Here is a 12,115-nt window from a genome sequence, read left to right as displayed (position 1 = left end):
TAAGTAAAAACTGCCAAACTGGCAGAATGTTGAAATCGCAGGATTAAGCAATTTTAACAGTATCAGAAAGGATATCCTACGCCCAGGTTGATGTTCAGGAAATTGGGTTGGGTTCTTTTAAATGGTTTGCGGAAATCAAATTCGTCTAACACAAATCCCCTTCTTTTGCCTGATGCATTATCGCCTTCGGTAATCTCAACAGACGGATCGTAGACTTTTACTCCGAAATCGAAACGAAGGACAAAAAAGGAAAGGTCGTAACGTATACCAAATCCGGAGCCGACGGCTATGTCTTTGAGTAAATTGCTGGCTTTGATATTCTGTTCCTTCTGCTGGCTGTTAAAACTCCATACATTACCTGCATCAATAAAAAAAGCATAGTTGATATCCCCAAAGAAATCGGCAAGGTGTCCCCTCCATTCAAGATTTCCTTCCAATAGAAACTGACCAGGTGCTTCGAAAGAGAAATTGTTTTCTGTACCGTCTATGTTATTGGTGAGCCGCGGTGCAGAGGAACCAGGTCCAAGTCGTCTTGGCAACCAGGCCCTCACACTATTGGAACCACCAGCGAAGAAATATTTTTCATAAGGAGATTCATTGTTATCTCCGTAGCTATGAATCGCACCGCTGTTTACTCGGGCTACGAACGATGATCGTCTGCCGACTGGCCAATATTTCCGAAAATCGACATTCCAGCGGAGATATTTGTAGAACTGAAGATCGCCAGCTTTATCTTGAAAAATGTACTTGATAAGCTGCTTTTGCGCCGGGAAAATATTCTGAGACGTACCTCCTGATTCAAGTGAAAGGCGAAAGTAACGGGCATGCTGTGGTGGACCAGCGATGGGATTGTTGTTAAAAACGTAGGTAAAATTCACATCCGAAACAAAGGATTTGAGGAAACTATTGCGAAGATTGTTACCCTGAAGAAATAGTGTGTCAAGCAGGTTGCTGAACTTTTCGCTCTTTCTGGACGTGTTTAGGACGTTGAGGTCAACAAGCGATAAGTTATATAATGTATTTACATTGGGCTGCCAGGAGTATGTTAGCGCCGTTTTGAAGTTGGTTCTGGAATATTCAGGTCTTCTCACAAAGTTGTAGCCCACACCAACCTGTGTCCGGGGATTGTAGGCAGCAACTTTTCTACTGAAATAATTACCTGGTATTAATAATTTAGGAAATAATATGGAAGTATTAAGTCCAATTTCTTCACTTCTGTAAATGTCATCACTATTGAGGAATCCGGGCACCAGTTCGATACCTCCACGAACATTGGCTTCAAAGTTTTCAAGTCCGTTAAACACATTCCGGATCTTGTAAGAGAGGTTAGCAAAAGGACCCGGAGCGCCTTGTAGCTGTATCACATTCAGACCCACATCGGTAGAAAACTGATATTTGTCGAGCGGAATGGCTTTGTAAGTGCCATGTATGCCATGCCCGGTGGAATCCAGCTTATAACTGTAGTTGATGAAACGAAACTGATCGGTTAGCGAAAGTTGTCGTTGCGTGTCTCGTTCCTTTTGCTGGCTATACAATTCGCCGGGTCTGATCTGTATTTTACTATCCAGAATAGCTGTCGAAAACTTTTTGTCGGTAAATGAATATTGGATATTCCTGAAATTGGATACGTTTTTACGGAACAGTGAATCCGGTAAACCGGCAGGAGGTAAAACTTCAAAGTTTATGGAAGAGAAAGTATACCGCGCGAGCTCACTGTCATTAGATTCCATATCAACCCGAACGGCAACATCCACCTGTTTGAATACACTATCTGTTTTAGGATTCGTGAGTGTGTCATTCACAAGATAAGTAACATTCTGTCTCGAAAATCCAAAATAACCTTCATTCCGAAGTAGCGTTTCCACGCGTACACGCTCTTCTTCAAACGCGTCTCCATCATATCGTTTTCCAGCTACAAGCGTGGCACTTTTCTTATTTGCAGTAAGTAAACTATCCACGAAAGCGTTATATATCACATAATCAACATTCCGTATGATGGTTGGGCGATTTTCAGTTACAAAGTAGTTGATCTTGATTCTGTTAAATGTGGTGTCTGGTTTGAATGTTACTGTAGACTGAAAAAAACCGTTGTTGTAAAGGTATTTCTGCATTTTCTCTGCGTTTTTCTCTACCTCCCCATTAATGTAGTAGACCGGTTCTTCGCCGAGGATTCTCATCCAAAAGTTACCCTTGTCTACTCTTGTCTGCGCCCGGTCCAGTTTTTTGCCGTACCTGCGCTGTATTTTTTCGAGCTTTGCTGGGTTGTTTTCGTGTAAACGCGATTCTTTCTGATAATTTTGCGTCACCTCAATTACTTTTCTCTGCTTTTCTTCTTTCACGTAGAAAAGCTGTCCGAAGCGATAAAGGCCAACATAAGGAAATACCGGTAAGCCTAACAGGCGTCGGTTGGGTTTTTGAGGGATGAGCGCATCAAGTTCTGAGTCGCTCACCACAAGATTTCCTTTGATGTAGGAATTGCCCAGATAATAACCATTGGACCGAACATGTTGCTTCCGGGCACAGGAAGACAGTCCAATGAGAAAAAGGAGCAGATACTTACAATATGTAAACTTATACTTACTATTCAATGCTTTCTAAAAATCGTATTAAGTACGTTAACTCGCTGAAAATCAAAAAATACCGTCAGCTCAATCAGTCTTTCATTGTGGAAGGTGCCAAAAGCGTACTTGAATTACTCAACTCGGATTTTGTCATTGAGTTTGTGTTAGCCACCCAGGAATTTCAACAAAAATACTCAAGTATTTCAAGCCAGCACAAAACTCTTTTTGAAACAGTCACATTAACCGAATTACAGGGATTGGGTTCGTTTCAAACCAACGATTCATGCCTTGCAGTAGTCAAAACGAAGGAGAATGTTTTTTTGCGTGCAGAGGATTCAGAATATGTGCTTGTGCTTGATGATGTTAGTGATCCGGGGAACTTGGGCACCATCATAAGAATAGCGGATTGGTATGGCGTAAAGAAAATTGTTTGTTCTGAAAACACCACTGACGTCTATAATCCGAAGGTTATTGCGGCAAGCAAAGGCTCATTTACGAGAATCAATCTTTTTTACGCGGATCTTGTCGAATATCTTAAAACAAATGCAGAAGATAAGATGGTCGCAGGAGCTTTTTTGGGAGGCGCATCCTTATACGATTTTAAATTTCCCAATGATGGAGGTTACATTGTGATGGGCAACGAATCCAATGGAGTGGGTGAGGAGGTTGAGAAATATGTAACGCACAGGATCACAATTCCAAGATTTGGAGAAGCTGAGTCACTCAATGTCGGTATTGCAACGGCAGTAATTCTGGACAACATGAGAAGAGGTGCCGGTCTGGATACTGTTTAGCGGACCGCACAGGCCGGACTGAACGGTAATGAATCACCAATTAGCATCGGTTGGTACAGTTTTCTTGTTCTCCCTGTCATCACTCGTGAGCAGCCTTATGGGTCAGTTCTTCTGCGTAGTCTTTGCCCAGATAATTGTTGATAAAATAATGGGCGATGTACAGTAGTGGAGTCAGCAAAATTGCGATCATACCTTTATACAGGTAATTGATACTTCCCACAGAGAAAACTTGCTTCATATCCCAGTTTCCGAATACGTAAAAGGCGATAGCAATCACGAGGAAACTGTCGATTAACTGCGAAAACATGGTTGACCCTGTGGCACGAAGCCAGATAAAGCGACCTCCTGTTTTTCTCCGCAGCCAGGAAAATACAGATATATCCAAAAGCTGTCCCAGCAAAAAAGCAACAATGGAACCGACCATAATACCAAGTCCCTGATTGAAGATGCGGGAAAAAGCATCATTAATGTTAAAAACGTTTCCCTGATTATCCGTTCCGTTAATATCCAGCCAAAACTGGGCAGGAGGTAGTTTGGTTGCTACCAAAACAGTGATAAAAGTATATACAATGAATCCTGCGGTAAGAAAAGAGATTCTTTTTACACCTTTTCTGCCAAAGTATTCATTGATAATGTCTGAGGTAATGAAAACGACAGGCCAGTTTATTACGCCTGCCGTCATATTGAAATCCAGCCTTTGTCCTCCGATCAGCAGTTGAGCCGGAGGGATTCCCAGTAAAGCCTCCACCGAAAAAATTTTACCTCCTATAATTTCAGCAATCAGTGCATTGGTCAGAAATATGCCGCATAAAACCAAAAACAGGCGTTGTCTCTTGGCTTCCTGCAAAGATTGGTCGGGAGATGTCATTTATTTGAGAGGTGTTGAGATCGTTTTATGCAATGATGTCTTCAACTGTACGAGTTGATAACACGCGGTGGTTTTCCAGGAAAAATTCTAGCTTGTCCATCGCCTGATTCAGCTCATCTACCGTTGGCAGAATCACAATCCTGAAATGATCATCACTCACATAGTTGAATCCTGTTCCGGCTACCACCAGTACTTTTTGTTCACTTAAAAGGTCGTAAACAAACTGCTCATCGTTTTTAAGACCGAATTTTTTAAGGTCAATTTTGGGGAATACATATAACGACCCTTTCGGTTTTACGCAGGTAATTCCGGGTATGGAGGTAAGGCGATCGTAAACCAGGTTGATCTGTTTGTACAACCTGCCCGAAGGCGCCACCAGCTCTTTTATGCTTTGATATCCACCCAGCGCGGTTTGTATTGCGTATTGCGTTGGTACGTTGGCACACAACCGAAGACTTGCCAGTAACAGCAAACCTTCCATATAAGATTTTGCTTTTTGTTTGGCACCGCTCAAAATCATCCACCCGCCACGAAAACCAGCGGAACGGTAATTTTTTGATAAACCACCATAGGATACACACAAAGTATCAGTCACCAAAGTGCCCATCGGATAATGGACGGCCCCATCATAAAGAATTTTGTCATAAATCTCATCGGAGAAAATGATCAGTCCGTGCTCTTCTGCCATTTTAGCAATGCGGATCAGAACATCTTTTTCATAAACTGCACCGGTTGGGTTGTTTGGATTGATCAGAACGATCCCCTTTGTACGGGAGGTGATCTTACTTTCCATATCTTCCAGATCCGGGTTCCAGTCCCACTGCTCATCACATACATAATGAACCGGCTTCCCACCACTCAATGCCACAGAAGCAGTCCAGAGCGGATAATCCGGGCTCGGTACCAGCACCTCATCACCGGGATTCAGCAATGCCTGCATGGAAAGCAAAATAAGCTCACTCACACCATTACCAATGAAAATATCATTAATTTCCACATCCTGAATGCCGATTGTCTGCGTGTAATGCATCACGGCCTTTCTGGCAGCAAACAGTCCGCGGGAGTCCGAATAGCCCTGAGCGTTTCTTAGATTCATGATGATATCGTGTACGATTTCATCCGGAGAATCAAAACCAAAGGGGGCAGGATTGCCGATATTCAGATTATGGATTTTAAAACCCTGGCTTTCAAGTTCCAGTGCTTTCTGGTAGGTAGCACCTCTAATCTCATACTTAAGATTATTAAGGCGCTGGCTTTTTAAAAATTCCATGAGCGGATTGTATTGCTATTTGGTTTCAAAGGTAAGGAAAATACTGTTTCAAGTATATGAGCTAGTCACATTCTGCCTGAATGCAATTAAGTAAAAGGCCCTGCTGAACATAAGTTCGGCAGGGCCTTTTAATCTAAAAGCTATTTTATGACTCTTATGGCTTTGTAATTGTTAAAGCGTATGATCCGAAACTACCTTCGTCAACATCATAGCTCATATTAATTGTGATGGTATTTTCACAAGCATTAATTTCCCCATCTCCTTTAACTCTAAGGTTGTTGTACCCAAATATTGAAGGGGTAGCAAGCGTGGAAGGCACCGAAACTTTGGCCGTACGCGGGTCGATAGTCACTTTAATTACTGATTTTGGATCATCTACGAAACCAGTGACAACGAGTATATTTTCACTTTCACGAGTTACTGTTACTGGATAGTCATACTCCATAAAACCAGGATCCTCGATTGTGAATTTTCCTACAAATTCATCCACATCAAGCGGACAAACCACAGAATATTTCAGAGAAAGGCTTGACCCCGGGAAGTTGGAGATATCAGCAGAAAACTGATTTGACAACTCGCTAAAAGCAGGTATGGTTAGTCCACTCTGAGTAACAATGTTTGCTCCAACCTCAAAATAATCACCAGGAACGATCTGGCTAACTGTCATTCCGAAAGCCGTTGCTAACTTAGCTGCGTCTACGTCAACTGTTACAGGGAAAGTAGTTACGGCAGCCTGGATAACCTTGACGGTTTTATAATCTCCGTTTTTTGCAACCACTACATCCACTTGTTTTGGTGCAACATCGTCTTTGAAATACATATCCACGGTAAACTTGCCTTTAAACTCAGCAGGTTCCTGGATAAGTACATCGGCTTTGTCATCTAATTTTAACAACGGAATAGGTACCCTTTCAAGATCAGGTAAATTTCCATTTCCATCGGAGCTACACGAAGCTACAAACAGCGACATCGCGAGCAATAGTGAGGAAACTAATTTTATATTTTTCATAATTAATGTTATTGCTATGATGAATGACTATTTCTTATCCCAGAACACTTTGTAAGTAGAAGGTACCTTTTGCGCAGGAGCCGAGGAGTTTACCTGAAGTTCTTCCAAAGGCCATGGAAGGGAACGGGGATAATCTCTTGACAACTGAACAGGAACAGGAGCCTGATCACCGGAAATAGTTGGATCGCCCTTTACCGGAGGTTGAACGGATCCGTTTGGAGCCATAGTAGCATCTTTTGGATTGAAAAGGATAGGGTAGCCAGTACGACGGTAATCCGTGTATTGATCAACGCTAAAACCAAAACTTGTGATCCATTTTTCAGTCATGATCATTTCTAGCTGCTTTTCTTTTGTAGCGGCTGCGAAAGCAGTACTCACTTTCGTTTTGTAATCATTTGCCGCAGCGGTACCCACCAACTTGGGAGCAGTAGGTGCTGCTTTGCCTGATACGTAGTCAACAAGTGCGAGAGATTCAGTAAGTGCTTTGTCAAATACAACTTTTGCATCACCAGTTGCAAGACCAGCGTTGATCAATTCTGCTTCAATGTACAGACGGTCAGCGTAAGTAAGCAGTTTTAATGGTGCGGCACCGGTACCACTTGTAGCACTGATTTTAGCGCCAGACTGGTCGTCGTATTTACCACCGGCAGGATACACACCTAAAACTGTCATACTTGCATCTTGTGACCAGTCGCGGTTACGGCCTACTGACCCGAAATAAATTGAAACAAAACCTCCGTCGCGGAATTCAGTCGCATTCTGTGCAGCTGATGTTGCAGCGTTGGTAAGTTGTTTGTAGAAATAGAAAGGAAGACGAGGATCTTTAATTCCTGTAAGAACCGACGCGTTATAACCATTCATAATTGACCAGAACCAGGGACTGATGTAATTTCCTTTTTGTCCCGCAGGATAATCAGAGTAGGCCGGATTACGGTCATCAGGAGAAATACTTGTTCCGTAATTGAACATCAGTCCGTCCGTCGTTGATGCAAATATTTTGCCGGAAGCCAAAAGCGCTTTCACTTCAGCAGACACATCTTTGGTAAGACGAATCTGATTGTAAAGTTTCAGTTTTATTGTATTTGCAGCTTTTTCCCATTTCGCCACACTTCCCTGATAGAAAAGATCGTCGGTTGCCGGAGTAAGTGCATTTTTTGCTCCTGCATTGTTGATATCAGCGATACCCGCATCCAGCATAGCCAGAAGCTGAGGATATATTTCATCTCCCTTGTCAAACTTTGGATATAGTATCTTGTCTTCGGTCGAGAATTTGTTCGCTTCCGAAAAAGGCACATCGCCGTAAAGGTCAACCAGAATACTGAACGCGTATGCTTTTAGAATCTTACCGATTCCTGCATATTTCAAATTGCCGTCCTTTTCTCCTTTTTCAATAAGAATTTCCAGGTTTTGAAGGCAGCCTACATAATCTGGTGAGCCTTGAGAAGCTTGGGGACTGTACATTCCATTCCACGAGCCATTGATGTTAAATTCAGAGCTGGTAGCACCGTACTGATCATGCGATTCACGTGTTGACAGCTGATGCATGTAAACAGAAAGTACTGTACTGATTCCTCTTGCACCACGAGCGTCGTTGGTATAACCCAACACAGATGCAAGTCCTCTCTCCGCACTTGGAAGAAGCTGGTTTACAGAAATGTCTGTCGGATTATTCGGATCTGTGTTGATGTCAAGGAAGTCCTTGGTACAACCCGAGGCCATAAATAATATGGCAACTATATATATGATTGATTTTTTCATTGTTCGATAATGCTTGTTTGATTAAAACGTAACTCTCAAGTTCACACCAAATCTCTTTGTTGTTGGCGCAGCCGAAAGTTCAATACCTGATACGTTGCTCGCACCGTAACTAGCAGACTCAGGATTGAAATTCGTGTATTTCGGCATATTAGGAGCAAAATACCAAAGGTTTCTTCCGCTTACGGATAGGTTAACAGAGCCAATTGGCGTTTTACCAAACCATTGTTTTGGTAAATCGTATCCCAAAGAAACCTCTCTCAAAGTCCATACTGTTGCATCATATATTTGCATATCAGTGTTGGAGTTGATGGCAAAAGAATTTCCAAAGTATAGTCCGTTTGTGCTGATGGCAGTAGTGTTTCTAACTTTCTCACCATCCACCAATATAGGTTTTCCACTTTCCGCATCACCATAGTATCCTGGAATAACCCAGCTAGTCTCTCTGTCTTCTGTATCTCTTGTAACCCCTCTGCCCAGCAATGAAGTAACTGTTACAGAATACATATCACCACCTTTGGTATAATCAAGCAATGCGTTCAAAGACAAGCCTTTGTATTTGATGCCCGTGCTGAAACCCATTTTGAAATCGGGGTTAGGATTACCTACAACACCTGGTTCAAGAGATGTGATCAGATCACCGGTAACAGGATTGATCAGCAAATTGCCTTCTTCGTCACGCGCGGACTTTGTTCCATATAGTGCGCCATAAGGCTGATCTACTATCCCCCTTTTCTCATCATAAATAGCCACAGGCTGAATGCTGGTAAGAACAGAAGCGATAGGCAACAAGGTTACACCATCTTTCAGGTCTGTTACAATACTCTTGTTTTTAGTGTAGATTATATGAAAGTTCCATTCAAAATCTTTCAATTGTAACGGCACGAACTTAAGATCAACTTCCACACCGGTGTTGGTGATCTCACCGAAGTTATCATAGGTAGCATTGAAACCTGAAGAAGCAGGCAGTGTGATAGGAGCGATCAGGTCTTTCGAAACACGTTTGTATACTGCAAGATCTAGGCTGATTCTTCTTTTAAATGCCGACATTTCCGCGCCAATTTCCTGGTCTGTGGTATATTCAGGTTTCAGGTTTGGATTCGCAGCTGTTGGGTAAATAGAAGCACTTGATCCTCCGTTAAAAGGTGTGTTTACCTGATAAGTGTTCATTAAAGAATAAGGATCTGCATCACGACCAACTTTAGACCAGCTAGCCTTTAGCTTACCGTAAAAAGTTTCTTCCGGAATATTCAATACACGAGACATGTTCACTGCAAGAGAAGCACTTGGGTAGAAGTAGCTTCTATTTGCTTTTGGAAGTGTTGACGACCAGTCATTACGACCACCAATAGTAAGAAATGCGATATCGTCGTATCCTACACTTACCTCTCCCAAAATACCCCAGATTCTTCTTTCTGTAAGATTTGAAGCATCAGCAACTTGTGTTTTGGTATTTGTTAGCGTATAAATGCCCGGCGCTACGATCTGTGTACCGGTAGTAAGCTGGTTGCGGTTATCGCGGTGGTTTACATTGTGACCAAGAAATGCCTTAATATCAAACTTGCCAATAGGCGCAGGGTTGAAGTTTAAAAGGAAAATAGATTCGATTTCTTTGTTGGCAAAATTGGCTTCTTTGATCTCTCCAAGTCCACCAGATCCACGTGATCCAAGATCAACAACTTCGCGACGGAACATGCTGAACTGGTTAACACCAAGACGGTAACTAGCGCTCAACCACGAATTGATATCATACGCAAATCCTACGTTTCCTGTAACCCGGTCGTTTTTAGTATTTACGGTGTTGTGCTGCCAAGACCACAGCGGGTTGTCATATTGTGCATTTGCTGTGGATACTGGGAAACCTCTTGCATCTTCATAAGGAAGACCGGCGAAATTCCAGTGACGACCTAAGAACAAAGTTCTCGCAAAAGAAGAAGAAGCACCTTCAACCTGGTTTTCTCCGAAAATACCTCCTGCCTGGTTGGTGTGAGAATAACTGAACGCACCATTTACAGTCAGACCGTTATTCAATTTAGTACTACCACCCAAACCGATACTACCTCTGTCAAACCCTGAATTTGGTACATAACCTGAATGTTTCAGGAAAGACATGGTTGCACTAATTGATGATTTCTCGTTTCCTCCTGAGATGTTGACAGAATTGTCCCACATCTTACCTGTTCTGAACAAGTCTTTCACGTTATTAGGAACAGCGCGATAAGCCATATTGCCACTTGCAGGAAAAGAACCTGGGAATGCATTCAGGTAATCAGCCCAAACGGGTATAGAATCTCTTGAAGCGAAAGGAGATCCCCATGAGCCGTTTGCGTTAGCGTAATTGAAAGATGACCCTGTTCCGTAAAGGTTTTGATAGTCAGGCAGGTTAGCAATTGTTTCCGCTGCAAATGATCCTGAATAGGTAACTTCCATTCCTTTTTTACCAGGATTTGAGCTTCCCGACTTCGTTGTAATAATCACCGCACCATTCGAAGCACGTGAACCATAAAGAGCAGCTGCTGCGGCACCTTTTAATACGTTCATTGTTTCGATGTCGTTCGGGTCAAGGCTGGATAAACCATTCGCATAAGCCCCACCACCCGAAGTCTGGCTTGATGTAGTAATTTGTGAGTTGTTATATGGAATTCCATCAACAACGATCAAAGGCTCATTCGATCCGAAAAACGAAGTATTCCCACGGATCTGAATTTTCGTTGCAGCACCTGGTGTTCCTTGTGACGTTCTGATGTCAACACCGGCAACTCTTCCCTGAAGTGCTTTCAATGGATCCGGCTCACTTTTTCTAACCAGCTGGCTTCCATCCACACGAGCAACGGAATAACCAAGAGCACGTGACTCCCTTTTGATACCCAATGCCGTTACAACAACTTCATTCAATACACTTACATCACTTTTAAGCGTAATGTTAATTACTGAGCGACCGCCCACTGAAACATCCTGTGTTTCAAAGCCAATAAAGCTGTACGACAATGTCCCGCTGTTCGGTACTTCAATAGAGTAAAAACCTTCGGCGTTCGTGGTGGTGCCACGGGTTGTACCTTTTAATGCAATGCTTACACCAGGTAACGTTGAACCGTCTTCTCCGGATACTTTTCCGGTTACGGTAAGGTCTTGCCCGAAGACATGTAAGCTAAAAAGCATTAATGTCGCGAAGCAGAATAATATAGTATTCCTCATACGATATGGGTTGGTTATAGTTTGTTAGAATTTAACAGAGCAAAAATAAATATTGTTTTGCCTATTTCCATTTATCTAATTTCATATTTTGAAATTCAGTGCGCTTTTGCGCGGCTTTTTGGTAATTTACACTCTTTACAGTGCTCTTTTTTTGCAATAGTTGTAAATTATTAGAAATGCCGGGTAAATGTTGAAATGTGAAATTTTTGTTAAGAAATTACTTGAATTGTCTGAATATTCATATTTTATTATAAATAAAAGTGCTTTTTTCGAAATATTATTATGCATGCATAACGTCACCTGTTCTGCTTGTTTGTAATTATTATAAATTACATTATTTGAAGAATTTATTCCTGAAAATCTGGCTGAGAGAATCTCAAATGACCAATGTAGGCCTTCAGTTACTTCTTAAATTTTTTTCATAATTTTTAGCTGAGCAGCGTTTCCCCGTTAAAGTTAGGAGCTCCCATCTGTCGATGATAAAGGTGCTAAAGTCAGGAGGTTGTCGTGTGAACACATAGAGTTTGCGCTATTAGCGTCCGATGGTGAACTCAGGCACGACCAAACAACGGATTAAGCTCATGGCTCTACTAATAATGAAATGTAAATCAAAATTTTTGTCGGTATAATTGTATTATACTAAGATTTCGAGTCGTACTTAGG

At 42.1% G+C, this 12,115-nt stretch carries 7 protein-coding genes; 1 reads left to right on the top strand and 6 read right to left on the bottom strand.

Annotated elements, in window-relative coordinates:
• Positions 1-62: 62 nt before the first annotated feature.
• The gene (locus LZG71_RS06465; RefSeq protein ID WP_233818182.1) at positions 63-2,588 is read right to left on the bottom strand and encodes a BamA/TamA family outer membrane protein; all 2,526 of its coding nucleotides are present in this window, start codon (positions 2,586-2,588) and stop codon (positions 63-65) included.
• Here LZG71_RS06465 and LZG71_RS06460 point away from each other — a divergent pair.
• Positions 2,588-3,355 (top strand): RNA methyltransferase, encoded by a 768-nt coding sequence (locus LZG71_RS06460; protein WP_233818180.1) that lies wholly within the window; start codon positions 2,588-2,590, stop codon positions 3,353-3,355. The two genes, LZG71_RS06465 and LZG71_RS06460, sit on opposite strands and share 1 nt — an antisense overlap.
• 79 nt (positions 3,356-3,434) lie before the next feature.
• Here LZG71_RS06460 and LZG71_RS06455 read toward each other — a convergent pair whose 3' ends face one another.
• The 5 genes from LZG71_RS06455 to LZG71_RS06435 all read right to left on the bottom strand — a co-directional run bounded on the left by LZG71_RS06455 (position 3,435) and on the right by LZG71_RS06435 (position 11,452).
• Positions 3,435-4,223: a queuosine precursor transporter gene (locus LZG71_RS06455; RefSeq protein WP_233818178.1), complete on the bottom strand. Its 789-nt coding sequence runs from the start codon at positions 4,221-4,223 to the stop codon at positions 3,435-3,437.
• A gap of 25 nt (positions 4,224-4,248) precedes the next feature.
• A complete protein-coding gene (locus LZG71_RS06450) occupies positions 4,249-5,493 on the bottom strand; it encodes a pyridoxal phosphate-dependent aminotransferase (RefSeq protein ID WP_233818176.1) in 1,245 nt (414 codons plus the stop codon).
• 154 nt (positions 5,494-5,647) lie between these two features.
• Complete coding sequence (locus LZG71_RS06445; RefSeq protein WP_233818174.1) at positions 5,648-6,502, bottom strand: hypothetical protein; 855 nt, start codon at positions 6,500-6,502, stop codon at positions 5,648-5,650.
• 27 nt (positions 6,503-6,529) lie between these two features.
• On the bottom strand, positions 6,530-8,260 hold the full coding sequence (locus LZG71_RS06440) for a SusD/RagB family nutrient-binding outer membrane lipoprotein (protein ID WP_233818172.1): 1,731 nt from the start codon (positions 8,258-8,260) through the stop codon (positions 6,530-6,532).
• 21 nt (positions 8,261-8,281) lie between these two features.
• Positions 8,282-11,452: a SusC/RagA family TonB-linked outer membrane protein gene (locus LZG71_RS06435; RefSeq protein ID WP_233818170.1), complete on the bottom strand. Its 3,171-nt coding sequence runs from the start codon at positions 11,450-11,452 to the stop codon at positions 8,282-8,284.
• Positions 11,453-12,115: the final 663 nt, after the last annotated feature.

The organism is Dyadobacter sp. CY312 (assembly GCF_021390535.1).
Taxonomy (GTDB): Bacteria; Bacteroidota; Bacteroidia; order Cytophagales; family Spirosomataceae; genus Dyadobacter.
This window is presented reverse-complemented; position numbering and strand designations above follow the sequence as displayed.